Here is a 16,006-nt window from a genome sequence, read left to right on the forward strand (position 1 = left end):
ATGAAGCAACTCTCCGCAGTAGATAATGCATTTACTAAGCTTAAAATAAAAACGTATAAAGTGATGCTTCCTATTTTGATATTGGCAACCTCTGTTGCAATTATTCTTGAGGATATGACTAATACAGATACGAATATTAACCAACATATATTGCCGATATTGTTAGTCTGGTTAATTACGTTGTTCCTTTTACTGTTAAAAATGAATCCTAATAAATTTAGGTTTTTTGAATACATAACACTGGTGCTACTGAGCGGAATATTCTTATTAAAGTTTTGGTCAACCGTGCATCAGTTTGGTAATGATGGTTATTACACATTTGGTGAGTTTTTTGATTGGATACCACTGTTCTTTATATTTATTTATTTTACATTCAACGGAAGAAAGGCCTTGTCAATCTCGCTGCTATTTTTAGGTACAACCTTTTTACTAGCATGTTTTGATTTGTTTTTTAATGATTTTGATCGGTTAGTATTTAGTCCTATAATTCAATTCCACCTTTCAAATATCGTTTATGTTATTGCCCTTTACTTTCTCCAAAAACTTAAAGTTGTGTTCCTTGAAGCTGATGCCCATGAGAAAGCAGCTAATACTGATTTCCTAACAAACCTTCCCAACAGGAGATACATGCATGAACTTCTTCAACATGAATTAAGAAATAAAAATGAATTATCAGTTATCTTGTTTGATATTGATAATTTTAAAAAGATAAATGATCAATACGGTCATGATATAGGAGATTTAGTATTAGTGAATTTCTCAACTCTCATTAGAGATCACCTAAAGGATGAAGGAGTCCTAGGTAGATGGGGAGGAGAAGAATTTGTTATTGTAGCAAGAAATAAAAATCTTCATGAAGGTGCTCTACTTGCTGAAGAAATACGAGCTTTGTTAGAGAATTACACTTTCGACACAGTCGTTACGGTGACGTCGAGCTTCGGTGTTACGGAAAGAAGACCCGGTGATGTCATACATTCGATTTTAGACAGAGCTGATAAGGCTTTGTATGAAGCAAAAGATAGTGGTAAGAACAAAGTCTTAATAAGGTAATAGTATTGACACTAATTTTTATTGTACATATACTAGAAGTACAAATTCGAAGGGAATGGTAAAGGGGCAATGATTAACTAATCTTATTTTCTACCCGATTTTTCAATAAGAAAAAACGTGTAACTAGAGAATAGGATTAGTGCGCCCTTTTATATGTCTACGATCTTTTTTGATTACGGAGCAGATAGGTAACAATTGATCTGATTCGCTAACAAGAATACGTATGTCTTTTTTTACTCGCGCAAACCTCTCTAGGAAACACACTAGGGAGGTTTTTTCATTGGATTATTATTCTCATCGTATATGACCATTAATTTATTACTTGGTGTATGGAAGGTGATAGTATGACAACGATAATGAAAATAAGAGGCGTACAAAAGAGTTTTGGTGACAGAGTAATTTTACAAAATATTGATTTGGATATTAGGAAAAGAGACCGAATTGGGATTGTAGGTTCTAATGGAGCGGGGAAAACAACACTTGCAAATATTCTCTCTGGCGTCTTGTCTGTTGATTCCGGGAGTATTGAAATGAATAATGTAAACACACGTATTGGATATTTGGTTCAATCTACTGATTCATATTTTTATAGCCAAGACGAGACCTATGATTCAAATTTACTAGAGAAAACGAGTAATCTTGGTTTGAAAAAGGTCCAGGAATGGGATAATTCAAAGGTTTATCACTTAAGTGGAGGAGAGAGAACAAAGCTCACTTTAGCTCATATTTGGTCTGGAAATCCGGAGTTACTTATCTTAGATGAACCAACAAACCACCTTGATTTTAAAGGGATAAATTGGCTTATTGAACAGCTTGAGGTCTTTTCAGGTGGTGTTATCATTATATCGCATGACCGTTATTTTTTAGACAAAACGGTTAAGCAAATCATTGAAATAGAAGACGGTGCAGCTACAAGATTTAAGGGGAACTACTCGATTTATCAGGCTGAGAAAGAAAAACGATATCAAAGTCAACTGCACCAGTATTCAACACAACAGAAGTACAAAGAAAAAATAGAACAGCAAATGAATACTCTACAAAATTGGTCAGACAAGGCTCATAGGCAATCAACTAAACAAGAAGGTTTTAAAGAGTTCTATCGCGTAAAAGCGAAGAAGATGGATAAGCAAATTAAATCAAAAATGAAGAGACTTGAGAATGAACTGGAGAAACACAAAATAGAGAAGCCGAAAGAACAACAGGACCTCCAATTTTATTTCCAAGATAGCCAAAAGCGAGGAAAGCGAGTTATTGAAGCGAGAAACTGCAGGAAGGGTTATCCAGATAAAACGCTATTTCAAAACAGCCATTTCTATATTAAACATGGAGAAAGGATCGGTATAGTAGGTGAAAATGGTTGTGGAAAAACAACTTTACTCCGTATCATTCTAGGCGATGAAGAGCTTACAGAGGGGGAACTATGGAAAAGCAATTCAATAAAGCTTGGGTATTTGTCTCAGGATGTCACAGACCTTGATAAAAATAAAACGGCTCTTGAATATATGGATATAACAGACCGCGATGAAATAAGCCGGGTACGAACTTTATTCGCAAACATAGGCTTGAAAGAAGATAAAATGAATGTACCACTTACTTTTCTAAGTCTTGGAGAAAGGACTAGAATTAAACTCGTTAAAATGCTTGTGGATGAAGTGGACGTTCTTATACTTGATGAACCAACGAATCATTTGGATTTACAAAGTAGGGAAACATTAGAGAATACTTTACAAGAATTTAGAGGAACCATCCTTGCTGTTTCACACGATACCTATTTCTTACAAAAGATTTGTGAAAAACTATTGGTATTTGAGAACAAGAGGATTAATCGGGTAGAAATGTCTCCTCAGGAGTTTCTAAATGAAGGTCCAAAAAAACCGGCTATTGAAAAGGAAGAAGAACTACTTTTACTTGATAATGAAATTAGTGTATTGATTGGCCAACTATCCCTACTTGCTAAAGAAGGCCCTACCTATCAAGAATTAGATGCAAAGTTGATAGAAAAGATGCGGCGGAAAAGGGAGTTGTTAGGGTAGATAGTACCTTACACGCTATAAGAAAGACCTCTGGCTTATCACCAGAGGTCTTTCTAATCCAATACATTAAAATGCCCAGCTACCTTTTCGGAATACAGGCTCTACTGTTCCATCTGCTGTAATACCGTCAATGTCCATGTCGGCAGAACCAACCATGAAATCTACATGTGTAATACTGTTGTTAGCACCTTTTTTAACAAGTTCTTCTCTTGTCATCGTTTTACCACCTTCAATACAGAACGCATATGCATTACCGATTGCAAAGTGATTTGAAGCATTTTCATCAAATAAAGTGTTGAAGAAAATGATATCTGATTGAGAAATTGGTGAGTTATGCGGTACAAGTGCTACTTCACCAAGATAATGACTGCCTTCATCCGTTTCAATAAGTCGCTTCAACGTATCTTCACCAGTTTCAGCCTTCACATCTACAATTCGTCCATTTTCAAATGTAAGAGTAAAGTTTTCAATCAAGCTTCCACCATAGTTAAGAGGCTTTGTACTTGCAACGTAGCCATTTACTCCTTCTTTTGCAGGAACTGTAAATACTTCCTCAGTAGGCATGTTAGCTACAAATTCTACATTTCTTTCACTTTCACTTCCACCACCAATCCATACATGGTCCTCAGGAAGCTCAACAACTAAATCAGTACCTGGAGCTTTATAGTGTAGTTTCTTATATTTTTTGTTAGTAAGGTATTCAACCTTTGTATGTAAAGATGCACTATGCTCTTTCCATGCTGCCACAGGATCTGGAGTATCCACTCGTGTTGCCTGGAAAATGGCTTCCCACAGTTTTTCAACCTGTTCCTCTGGAGAAAGAGTAGGGAAGACTTTTTCAGCCCAGCTTTCAGATGGAACAGCTATCACAGACCAGCTTACCTTATCTGCCTGTGAGTAGTTACGGAACGTTGTTAAAGCTTGACCAGCTGTTTTGTTGGCATTTGCGATACGTTCAGGGTCAATCCCTTTAAGCAAATCTGGATTTGAAGAAACAATTGATAAAAACGCAGCACCGCCTTCAGCAAGCTCCTCCATTCCTTTTGCCTTCCACATCGGGTAATCAAGGAAAGCTTCGTCTGGTGCAAGTTCAAAACGTGCACGTGTAATTTCATCATCATTCCACTCGATATACACATTGCGGGCACCAGCTTCATACGCCTTTTTAACCACTTTGCGCACATATGGTGCTGCAGATATAGGTGCATTAATATTCAAGTTCTGTCCTTTTTGTACGTTCACACCGACTCGAACAGCCAAGTCAGCGTATTTTTCAAGCAATTGTTCGAAGTTAGACATATGTATACTCCTTTATTTCGTGTGTTTACAAACACGATTTATGTAAAATATTCCTTCTTAGTTTATCACGAATCAATAATACTGTGAATTTTCAATTGTTTTAAAAGTATAGGATATGTTTTGAAAAATTGTCATTGCAAACTTTGTAATCCGGCTACATAAAAGATAGTACTTAAAACAGAGAGATTATTTCAGAAAATCCATGGAACTAATTGACAGTTACAAGCATATAATTTATTGTATTAAGTGTACTACATTATATAATACACTTAATACAATATAAGATTACACAAGGGAAGGGGTGTTTTACTTGTATTTTCAGTTGGATGATCGTAGTAATACACCAATTTGGGAGCAAATAGTTAATCAAATTAAAGAATTAATTCTAAAGGGCATTTTGCAACCGAATGATAAATTATTAAGTGTTCGAGAACTCTCATCAACCTTACTAGTTAACCCAAATACAGTTAGTAAGGCATATCAAGAGCTTGAACGCCAGGGAATTATTGAAACAAGGCGTGGTAAGGGAACATTCGTATCAGAACAATTTTCTATGAAGGTGGATGAAGAGAAAATGGAGTCTATTAAGCAATCTTTAAAGCTATTGATTGTTGAAGCATCCTACCTTGGAATTACAAAAGAAACACTGCAGAACTGGATTCAAGATTATATGGAAGAGCTAGGGGGGGAAGGAAAGTGATGCTTAAGGTTACAAATCTTACAAAATATATTGATAATGCTGCAATCCTAAGAGACATCTCTTTCTCGATTGGCGAGGGATCAATTGTTGGGCTAGTTGGCCGAAATGGAGTAGGGAAAACAACCTTGTTAAGGTGCTTAGTTGGAATCCTGGACCCTGAAGAGGGTGAGGTTTTGTTTGAAGGTCAGAGCATTTTCCAGCATCCAGAAGTAAAAGCATCTATGGTATTTGTCCCTGATTCAACTACTACCTTTAACGGTTATAGCGTAAAAGAACTAGTAGTGTTATACGAAGCAATCTATGAGAATTTCGACTCAGTTTATTTTTATCAGCTATTAGAACGTTTTAATTTACCAGGAAAGAGAAAGATTCGTACATTTTCTAGGGGAATGAAGGCATTATTATTTATCATTCTAGCGATTTCGACGAGAGCAAAACTCATCATACTGGATGAACCAACAAATGGATTAGATGCTATTGTGAAAAGGAAGATCCTTCAATTTCTTATTGAAGAAGTTGCAGAATCAGGGCTTTCTCTATTAATCTCTAGCCATCATTTAGATGAACTTGAAAAAATTGCCGATACGATCGTTATGTTGAAGGATGGAGAAGTTGAGTCAATCGTCTCAATGGAAGATGCAAAATTACTTTATAAAAAGATACAAGTAGTTTTTAAGGAAGGTGGTTTACCTGAAGAACTTAAGCAACTTCCACATATAGAAATTGTGAGCGAGGTCGGTAGGGTTGTAACCATCCTGATAAAAGGTAGTACAGAGGATACCATCTTAAAGATAAAACGGTACCAGCCGGTACTTTTAGAAGAATTACCAATGTCTCTTGAAGATATGTTTGTTTCAGCGTTAGGAGGAGATGACATTGTTTACTAAAGCTCTTTGGCTTCGAAATTATAAACAGGCAAAATTTATCGTTTGGGGATTATGGGCTGCATGCTTATACTTTGTATATGCGTTTTATAACTTTATAAAAGTTCAAGAATATTCCCTACACCATTGGAACGAGTGGGGAAATAAAACCGAGGCATTTCATTTTTATTTTGGTAATTTCTTTGAAGTAGCATTCTTTCAAATTATCGCCTTAATACTTTTAGCATCTGTTTTAGTGGGGCTTGAAAGAACCAATCAAAGCTTAGACTTTACGTTGTCGATGCCTTATAAAAGAAGAGATATCTTCTATGCAAAATGGGCATTCGGTGTGGTTCATTTATCAGCAGCATTAACTGTAAGTGTGCTTCTTTCTATTTTTATATTAGTAAGTTCTGAGATCCATGAGTATTTACCAGTTAGTGCACTTGGTTATTATTACCTAATAGCATTGGTAACGTTAATCGGTGTGTACACATTCAGTTTACTATTTGGTTTAATCGGGGCAAGTATTGTTTCTCAGTTTGCGTTTAGTATTATTTTTCTTGCACTTCCATACGGCTTCTATAACCTAGTGTTCAATGGAATTTCTCTTCATTATCGTGCATTAACCGGTTCATTTTTAATAAGGGAAAATTTCGGTTTGCAAAATCTTGATAAATTCTTTGAGTATTTTTCGTTTCCAATCCTTCTCTTTGAAGTTGAGTATGGGATTAATGAGATTTATGTGTGGAATCAATCTACTTTCTATGAGCAACTTCTGGCTTTAATAATACCAGTCATTGTAACGGTCTTATCTTTATATCTAATAAATTTATTGTCTAATTCTATGCGAAGTGAAAATAACGGAAAAATTCTTGCGTATCAAGGATTGCTTCCATATTTGAAAATAGGTGTGTTTATCTGTTTCTACTTATTTGGTGGATTGGTTATAGGGGGAGCTTCCTATGGCTATGATGAGACTCCGAGTATAGTATCCTATCATTTAGGTGGATTAGGATTTAGTATAGTAGCATACTTTATTCTTTCTAAACTGGCGGGGATGAGAATCCAGTTTGGCCGAAATAAATAGGTTCATTTTTGAATGAAGATGGAAATACGCTAGTATTTTAGGGGGATGAGAAAAATGAAACTACTAAAATTAATACCCTTTTTTCTCATCATGTTATTAATTTCCGCTTGTAATAAAGAAGAGTTAAATTGGTATGGGGTTGTTATTTTTAAGCCTGTAGAAGTGGCTGAAACAACATGGAATGCTGAATTACAGTATGTAGATTATAGTGAAGTGGAAAATACACCTCCAGATCTTTTACGTATTACTTGTAATCATGATGAGGAGAATCCGGGGCCAGTAGCCTATCGAATTCCTGGTACTTCAATTGAGGGAATGATTGAGGTTTCACAAGAAGGTTCAGGAGAAGCAGTTATAGAACGCACTAAATTAGAAGAATATATTGAAACCATTATTTTAGAGGATGGTACGATTATAGACTCAATCCCACTTGTACTAAGCTGGGGAAGTGAAACTGAAATACTAGATCTGCCTTATTTAACAGCAATTAAGGATTTTGAAAAGACTATATGGGACCGAATACTTGCAACTATATTTTCATGAATTTGGAGGGATTGGGATGAAGAAAAGTATGAAACCTATTACTCTTATCCTACTGGCAATGCTAGTTTTGATAAGCGGATGCAGACAAAGCATTCCCGTTGAAAAGGATATATTTCAATATAAAACACCCTATATTGGTAAAGCGGGTACAGTTGGTAATATTGTTAGTAATTTACCAGGAAGCGAAAATTATCTTGGAATGGAATTGGAAACAGGTGCAGAACCGTACGGTATGATCCTAAACTATCAAGATGAAGATGTGACTTTTGAAAATTTTAAGGAAACAATGATATACAATGCTACATTTATTTTTGCGTTGGTTGAAAATGCAAGTTGGGTAACGTTTGATCTGGTAGATAAAGACCAGAAGATAACAAGGGAAGATATAGAAAAGCTGTACGGTGAAGACCTGAGCAGTTATTCTAATGAAAATGAGTTGAGTTCATTTATACGAGAGACATTAGAAAAAGAAGGTACAATAGACAAGTTCTTTGAGGAAAAGTAAAAGAAGTTGAAACTAACACTGCTCCTAAATCGTATATTCAGTATACGACTAAATGGGTGGTGTTTGTTTTGTTTGAAGATAAGCGTCATGTAATATCCACTCCGAAAACAATCTCGGAAAAAATCCTGGATGTTCTTTCATTTCTCTTGTTGCTTGGAATGTTTCTTTATGTCATTTTAATCTGGGGAGACCTCCCTGATAAAGTTCCAGCTCATTTTAATGGGCTTGGTGAACCTGACAGGTGGGGCGGTAAGGGAACTGTATTAGCTCTACCTATTGTAGCTGCATTTTTATTTAAATTGTTATTTATCGTTAAGAAATTTCCTCAGGTATTTAATTACCCTGTTGAAATAACTGAAGAAAATGCAAAAGATATGTATCAAATATCACGAAAAATGCTGTCCACGTTAACCTTTTTCTTAACGTTCTTTTTTGCAATTGGTGTATGGGAGACAGTCCAGGTTGCACACGGGCAGGCTGGACTTGGAATATGGTTTCTTCCTGGTTTGCTAGTGTCTATGTTTGGTACAATTGGTTATTATATGTACCGTATGTTTAAAGTGCGGAAGCCTCAAAAGTGAAAGAAGGATTAATAAATGTTACTTGAAATCATCGTGCAAAATGTAGAAGATGCTAGAACCGCAGAAGAACATGGTGCAAATCGCTTAGAGTTAGTAACAGCAATGTCTGAAGGAGGTTTGACACCCTCGTTTGGAGTTATAAAGGAAGTTGTTAAAAGTGTTTCAATCCCTGTGCATGTAATGATTCGTCCTCACGCATATTCATTTATGTATTCTGAAGAAGATAAGAGAGTTATTTTAGAGGACATTCAAGCTTGTAAAGAGCTAAATGCTGCAGGCATTGTCTTCGGTTCCTTAGATGAGAACGGTAATATCGATGAAGGGTTGTTATTGAAAGTGATTGAAGCTGCAGGTGATATGAAAATTACGTTTCACCGGGCAATTGATGAATCTAGGGATATCATAGAATCTTATCGTGTTTTACAGAAATACAGTGGTTCTGTGCAAACAATTTTAACTTCAGGTGGAAAACCAACAGCACTTGCCGGGGCAGAAAACCTGCAAAAAATGCTCATGATGTCAAAAGAAAAACCATCACCTACAATAATGCCAGGTTCAGGTCTTTCTTTGAACAATATTAGAGTAGTGCATGAAAAATTGAATGCTACTGAATATCACTTCGGATCTGCAGTGCGTTTTAATGGTAAGTTCAGTGAATCTATTGATGGAAGTATTATTGAGAAGATTCGTAAGGAGATTGAGTAGGTATTTGTTAAAAGTAATTGGCTATAAAAGCTAACGCTTATAGAATTAAAAATACGACTATAGAATTAAATTATCGCTTATAGAATCACAATAACGCCGATAGGATTTAATTTATCTAATATGAAAGCATGACTTTCAAAACAAAAAACTTCATTTCTATCAACTTTTCCCTGGGAACCTAAATGTCCTAGGGATTTTGTTTTTATAAAAACACTTTTTTATCTATAACGCTATATAAGCACACTTATGTTTAACCTATACCAAAATATGTAATCCTTATGTGGTACACTAAAACTACAAGTAAAGAATACACAGCAAGATGTAAAAATCTGCGCAAGCAGTACACATAATTCATATATGTCAAAGGGTGTGAAGTCGGTGAAATCGTTACTGTCATATTTACAAAACATTTGTAAGACACATTTTTTAACGGAAAAGATACTCATTGTTGATTCGTATAGTATTGGTGAGCAGATTCTATTTCAGTTAGCTGCAGAGGGAAATCATGCGGTTAATCTTAAGGTGAAAACAGTTCGTGACTTAGCGGTTGAGGCATTTACTCAGCGCAAGAAGGATATTATAACAGATTCATTAGGCTCTCATTTTATGTATTCACTTTTATCAAATTTACATTCAAACAAAGTTTTACAATATTTTAATGATGTTGAAGTAACCCCAGCTTTAAGCTTTAGCATGTATCAAACGATTAAAAAACTTCGACTAGCTGGCTATACAGGTGTGACGTTAAAAGAGGAGTTCTTTGTTACATCGGAAAAAGGCAAAGATATGATTCGAATTCTTTCTCATTACGAACAGTTACTTGAGGACCACCAGGTAATAGATGATGCCATGTTGTACAAGCGGGTTGTTGGCACATATAGCTCTTTAGGAAAGGTCTTTATTTTACAAAGCAATTTAACATTATCAGCTCTTCAAGAGGATTTTCTAAAAAGTATTGTAACAGCGGATTATTACCAACTCCCGCTCGAAAAGGTAGTTGGAATTGAGGTTCCCTCAAATTCAGAGTTATCGAATGTTGTGTTTCATGGCGAAACTACCTTGAGTTATTTATACGAAGTGGAAAAGGCTCCAACAAAAGTAACCAATCTTTCACTCTTCTCAGCCCAAACAGAAGAAACCGAATTGAAAGAGATGCTAACACGCATTAAGCAAAGTGGAATTAGGTTTGATGAGGCAGCTGTTTTTTATACAGCTTCTTCTCAGTATGTTTCATCAATGTACCATCTATCAGAGAAGCTTACCATACCAGTTACGTTTGGCGAAGGTATTCCACTCATCTATACACGACCTGGAAAGTTCGTTACTGGACTACTTAATTGGATGAAAGATTCCTATAGTGTACAAGCCTTTATTACACTTCTTCAAGAAAATGTAATGGACACGGGCGAGGGGGCGCCATCAAAGACAAAATGGGCAGGTTTGCTTCGTGAAGCAAGTATTGGCTGGAGTCCTGAACGATATATTTCTCAGTTACAAGACCAGATAGAGAAGTATGAAGAAAAAGCCCAGGACGAGCTTGAACCTGAACGACAGGCGTACTTCCAAAAAAAGAGCCAAGAATTCACCTGGTTGTTGAAGTGGTTTACTTCAATATTTAAACATATGCCAACTGTGTATCCGGATGGAATGCTCATTTATGCAGAACAACTAAAGGCAATTCGGCATATGCTAAGTAGCTTTGGTAAGGTAAGTTCTGCATATGACCAGGCAGCAAAAGAGGTTATGCTCGAAAAAATAGATGAGCTTCTTCCATATGCAAATGAAGAAGTTTTATTGTCTGAAGCATTTCAAAAAATACAGGAGAACTTATTAACAAGTAATGTTGGTCAATCTAGACCCAAGCCGGGTCATCTTCATATCTCAACATATAAAAACGGTTTATATATCAATCGCGAACATATCTTTATTGTTGGCCTTGATAACCAACGTTTTCCTGGTAATGCCCAGGAAGATCCACTTTTGCTCGACATAGAACGTAAAAAACTAGGGAAGCAGCTGCCTCTTGAAAAAGAGAAATCAAAGCGTAATCTGTATTTGATGCTTCAATTATTTGCATCAGCAGCTTCAAAACAAATAACAGTAAGTTACTGTAAATTTGATATGAATGAAAACCGAGCAATAACACCAGCATACTTATTTTTACAATGCTATCGTATTCAATCAGGACAACATGCAGCAGATTTCAAACAGCTGCAGGAGGAAATACCAGTTGCAACGGAAGATATGACACTCGAGTCAGGGGACTGGTGGTCGAAGAAACTTATGAGTACTTCCGTTCATCAACTTGATGAGCAACTTTTAAATCGCTTTACCAATGTTGAACGAGGATTGCTGGCAGAGGAAATGAGACGAGATCCTGCTTTTACCGTCTTTGAAGGAAAAATTGAAAGTGATACAACTCAGTTTGACCCTAGAAGAAATTCTGAGATTTCAATATCTGCCGGAAAGCTTGAAGCAATTGCAAAATGTCCATATTCTTATTTCCTTGAAAATGTGTTGAGAATAAAGGTAATTGAGGATGTAACCTATGATCCAGGTAAATGGCTAGATGCAAAAACAAGAGGGACACTTTTACACGAAATCTTTGAAAAATTTTACAAAGTGATTAAGGCTAAAGGAGAGAAGCCATCTTATCAAAGGCACTTTGACTTATTACTATCATTAGCCAAGAACCAAATTGAGAACATAAAGTCTATTGTACCACCGCCTAATCAGAGAGTGTTTGAAGTCGAGTTTGAAGAAATTATTGAATCCTGTGAGACTTTCTTGCGAATTGAAGAGGAAAACAGTGAACTTGGTGAACCGTTGTATTTTGAATACTCTTTTGGACAAGATTCACCGGCAGTCATTGAACTTCCAACTGGAAAGATCAATGTAAGAGGAATTATAGATCGCGTTGATCAACTGCCTGACGGATCCTTTCATATTATTGATTATAAAACGGGTAGTAGCTGGGGCTATGAAACGAAGGAGTTTTTTAAGGGAGGAAGGCAGCTTCAACATCTCCTTTATACGCTTGCAATTGAAAGTCATCTTAATTTAGAAGAAGGAACTGTTAAGAAGAGTACGTATTTCTTTCCTACTCGTAAGGGAATTGGAAAGCGATTTGAACGTGATCAAGAAGAGATTACAAGAACAAATGGAAAAGACATATTGGACAAGATTCTTACGATAGTTGAACATGGTCATTTTACAATGACTGATGATGAGATGGATTGCAAGTTCTGTGACTTTAAAACAATTTGCAGACGTTCAACCTATGACAAAGAAATTTTCGAAACAAAGCATCAGGATCAAACAGCCCATGGAATAAAAAGCTTTTTGGGGGTACGAGCCTATGACTAAACCAATTGTAGATCAGCAAGCCAGGGATAAAATTAAAGAGGTCTTGAATAAAAACTTCTTAGTCGAAGCGGGCGCAGGCTCTGGAAAGACAACAAGCCTAGTCGAGCGGATGGTAAATTTAATCTATACTGGCACTGCTAAAGTAGAAGAGATTGTTGCCATAACATTTACCCGAAAAGCAGCAGATGAGTTGAAGACGCGTTTTCTTTCGAAGCTGGAAGAAACATATAAAAAAGAAACAGACTCAATTAAAAAGAGCCTGCTTGAACAAGCTTTACAAAATATCGAACAATGCTTTTTAGGAACGGTTCATTCCTTTTGTGCTCGCTTGCTGAGAGAACGTCCTGTTGAAGCTGGCCTAGATGTGAATTTTTCTGAGTTGGAAGAAGACAAAGATAATCAACTGGCAGAAGATGCATGGTTTATCTATATACAAAAACTACAAGATGAAAATTCTCAGAAATTAAGGTTTTTTAAAGATCTTGTTCTTGATGAAGCTGAGCTAAAGAAACGTTTTTGCTTTATGAAAAATTACCCAGACGTACAATGGGCAAAGAATTATGTTGAAAAACCAAATCTAGAAGAAACATATCATAGCTTCATTGCCTTACTGAAAGAAGCAAGTCGCTGTATACCTGAAGACCCACCAAAGGGTCCGGATGATATGCAAAAAGCAATAAAAGAAGCGCTGAGATTACATCGTTATCGCCCTAAGGGTGACCAGGTCATCATTGAGGTATTTGAATTGTTTGCTAAAAAGAAAAGTTTTGGGATTACACAGTACAAATGGACATCCAAGGAAGATGCAAAGGATTACCAAGCAAGAATGAAACAGTTTCATGAAGACCGAATTCAGCCATTGCTTGCACAGTGGAAGGAATATTGTCATCCATATATTATTGACTTTTTTAAGGGCGCCTTTACTGAATATGAAAAATTAAAGCAAGAACGTTCTTTATTGAACTTTCAGGATCTCTTAATGAAAACTGCTGCACTTTTAAAGGATAACTCTGAGGTTCGTTTGTATTTCCAAAACAAATACAAACGATTGCTTGTGGATGAGTTTCAAGATACAGATCCGATTCAGGCTGAAATTATGTTTTATCTAACTGGTGAAAATACGAACGAAACAAATTGGACAAACTGCGTACCACTTCCAGGCTCCTTATTCGTTGTAGGTGATCCAAAGCAAGCAATCTATCGTTTCCGTAGGGCAGATATTGATATCTATAACCTGGTGAAGGAGTTAATTGAGGCACATGGTGGTGATGTACTTCAGTTAACAATGAATTTCAGGACATTGGATACCATAACAACTCAACTTAATGATGTTTTTATTAATCATTTGCCGGAAAAAGAGACGGTGTATCAAGCAGCTTACCGCCCATTGCATTCGTATAAAGAGGATGATGGTTCAACGTTTACTGGAATTAAAAAGCTTGTGATACCTGAAGAGTTTTCTTCAAATAAAGCTCAAATCGTTCAGAAAGATGCTGAAAGTATTGCTGCTTATATACTGGCAAAGCTTAAACAGGGACATATGCCAAAAGAGTTTATGATTTTAACTAGATATAATGATGGAATTGACGTATATGCAAAGGTGCTTGAAGCAAGAGGGATACCTGTAAGTGTAAGTGGTGAGATGGTGATTGGAAACCTGCCTGTATTTCAGGATTTGTTACGATTATTGACAGCTCTTACTGATACCACCGATCAAGTTGCATTTGTTGCCTCACTTCGTAGTGTGTGGTTTGGAATTAGTGATGAAGAGCTTTACCAGTGGAGACAAGCAGGTGGAGCATTTTCAATTTATGCAGAAGTACCAGACAATCTTCAAGAAAGCACGAAAATCCATTTTCAGGATGCCCTTGCAAAATTGCGTTTATATACGAAATGGAAAACTAGCCTGTCTCCTGTAGTTGCAATTGAAAAAGTGATTGAAGATATTGGGCTGTATCCTTTATTCCTAATGAGCCATTATGGAAGTAGAGAGATTACAAACCTTCGACAAATTTTAGAAGCATTACGTGCAAAAGAAGAAAGCGGAGTTACTACTTATAGCCAATCTATCGACTATATTAAAGAACAAATTGAGGCGAAAACAAAAGTTATTAACCTTGAAGAAGATAATAATGCTGTGCGAATTATGAACGTTCATAAAGCAAAGGGGTTAGAAGCAGGTATCGTATTTTTAGCTCATCCGGGGAAAAAGCCTGATATCAGTAATTATATTTCCTCTCATATAAAACGTGAGGAAGAGCGTTCAACAGGATACTTTATGTTTTCAAAGAAACAAGGCCCGTCATCGAAACCGGTTGCACAACCACTAAATTGGGAGCATTATAAGGAAATTGAAGCAGAATATTTGCTTGAAGAAGAAATCAGAATCTTATATGTTGCGGCAACTCGTGCTGAAAAAGCAATGATTATTAGTACTTGTGCGAGCGCTAAGAAAAATAGTAAGAACCCGTGGAATCTACTTTTAGAGGGCCTACCTGAGCTTGAGGAACTTGTGATTCCTGAAATGGAAGAAACTCCAATAGAAGTGACAAGCGAACCCCTGACCCTAACGGAGTACCAAAAAGAAACACAGCAGCTTCTTGAATGGATTGATGATCGTAGGGTACCTTCTTACTCTAAAGTCACCCCTACCGAAGAAAAACAGGATATTTTCACCCTTGGTATCGAACGGGAAGAAGGGGGAGGACTAACGTGGGGAACTGTCGTTCATGAAGTGTTTGAGAAAGTTGTCAAAGGTGAAGAAACTGAGGAAGTAATTGTAAGCTCATTACAAAAGCATGAGATTTCATTAGAACGTGTTGAAGAAATTGCGCAAGCAGTTACTACGTTCCAGCAATCTGAAGTATGGCAAGAAATCAAACAAGCGGAACAAGTGCTGACAGAGGTTCCTTTTACCCTAAAGGTTGAAAGTCATGACTCGTTGTATAAGCTTGTAAAAAAATCCGATGACAAATCTGAAACAATTTTTGTAAGTGGTGTTATCGATCTCGTTTATAAAATCAATGGCGCCTGGAAAATTGTTGATTATAAAACAGACCGACCTAAGGATATTTCCTATTTACCTGAACTAACAAATTACTACAAAGACCAAATAGGGATGTATCAAGTTATTTGGGAAAGAATGACAGGTGAAACCGTGACTGAAAAGCAGCTCTATTTTGTTACACCAAACCAAATTGTTGAAGTATAGGTAATGATGATCCCTACAAGCAATTCATGTAGGGATTTTCTTGTTTATACTTATTTTTCC

At 36.4% G+C, this 16,006-nt stretch carries 12 protein-coding genes; 11 read left to right on the forward strand and 1 reads right to left on the reverse strand.

Annotation, left to right across the window (positions count from 1 at the left end):
- Entirely contained in the window at positions 1-1,050 is a 1,050-nt protein-coding gene (locus AB3M96_RS03975; protein WP_412966278.1) for a GGDEF domain-containing protein, read from the forward strand.
- A gap of 344 nt (positions 1,051-1,394) precedes the next feature.
- Positions 1,395-3,083, forward strand: coding sequence for a ribosomal protection-like ABC-F family protein (gene abc-f, locus AB3M96_RS03980; RefSeq protein ID WP_412966279.1), 1,689 nt, complete (start codon positions 1,395-1,397; stop codon positions 3,081-3,083).
- A gap of 66 nt (positions 3,084-3,149) precedes the next feature.
- On the opposite strand, the gene AB3M96_RS03985 is transcribed toward abc-f, so the two are convergent.
- The gene (locus AB3M96_RS03985) at positions 3,150-4,382 is read right to left on the reverse strand and encodes an aminopeptidase (RefSeq protein ID WP_412966280.1); all 1,233 of its coding nucleotides are present in this window, start codon (positions 4,380-4,382) and stop codon (positions 3,150-3,152) included.
- Between the two features lie 310 nt (positions 4,383-4,692).
- Here AB3M96_RS03985 and AB3M96_RS03990 point away from each other — a divergent pair, with 310 nt between their 5' ends.
- From AB3M96_RS03990 to AB3M96_RS04030, 9 genes are all read left to right on the forward strand, one after another.
- The gene (locus AB3M96_RS03990) at positions 4,693-5,082 is read left to right on the forward strand and encodes a GntR family transcriptional regulator (RefSeq protein ID WP_412966281.1); all 390 of its coding nucleotides are present in this window, start codon (positions 4,693-4,695) and stop codon (positions 5,080-5,082) included.
- Positions 5,082-5,969, forward strand: coding sequence for an ABC transporter ATP-binding protein (locus tag AB3M96_RS03995; RefSeq protein WP_412966282.1), 888 nt, complete (start codon positions 5,082-5,084; stop codon positions 5,967-5,969). The genes AB3M96_RS03990 and AB3M96_RS03995 overlap by 1 nt, the downstream gene beginning before the upstream one ends.
- Positions 5,959-7,035: an ABC-2 transporter permease gene (locus AB3M96_RS04000; RefSeq protein WP_412966283.1), complete on the forward strand. Its 1,077-nt coding sequence runs from the start codon at positions 5,959-5,961 to the stop codon at positions 7,033-7,035. Before AB3M96_RS03995 ends, AB3M96_RS04000 begins: the two co-directional genes overlap by 11 nt.
- Positions 7,036-7,089: 54 nt before the next feature.
- The gene (locus AB3M96_RS04005; protein WP_412966284.1) at positions 7,090-7,578 is read left to right on the forward strand and encodes a hypothetical protein; all 489 of its coding nucleotides are present in this window, start codon (positions 7,090-7,092) and stop codon (positions 7,576-7,578) included.
- Positions 7,579-7,594: 16 nt separating this feature from the next.
- Entirely contained in the window at positions 7,595-8,083 is a 489-nt protein-coding gene (locus tag AB3M96_RS04010) for a DUF4825 domain-containing protein (protein WP_412966285.1), read from the forward strand.
- Between the two features lie 68 nt (positions 8,084-8,151).
- Complete coding sequence (locus tag AB3M96_RS04015; RefSeq protein WP_412966286.1) at positions 8,152-8,664, forward strand: DUF1648 domain-containing protein; 513 nt, start codon at positions 8,152-8,154, stop codon at positions 8,662-8,664.
- 15 nt (positions 8,665-8,679) lie between these two features.
- Entirely contained in the window at positions 8,680-9,369 is a 690-nt protein-coding gene (locus tag AB3M96_RS04020; RefSeq protein ID WP_412966287.1) for a copper homeostasis protein CutC, read from the forward strand.
- A 378-nt stretch (positions 9,370-9,747) separates the two neighbouring features.
- Positions 9,748-12,735 (forward strand): PD-(D/E)XK nuclease family protein, encoded by a 2,988-nt coding sequence (locus AB3M96_RS04025; protein ID WP_412966288.1) that lies wholly within the window; start codon positions 9,748-9,750, stop codon positions 12,733-12,735.
- Entirely contained in the window at positions 12,728-15,946 is a 3,219-nt protein-coding gene (locus tag AB3M96_RS04030; protein ID WP_412966289.1) for a UvrD-helicase domain-containing protein, read from the forward strand. Before AB3M96_RS04025 ends, AB3M96_RS04030 begins: the two co-directional genes overlap by 8 nt.
- The last annotated feature ends 60 nt before the right edge of the window (positions 15,947-16,006 follow it).

It is taken from the genome of Ferdinandcohnia jepli (assembly GCF_047246645.1).
GTDB lineage: Bacteria > Bacillota > Bacilli > Bacillales > Bacillaceae_L > Ferdinandcohnia.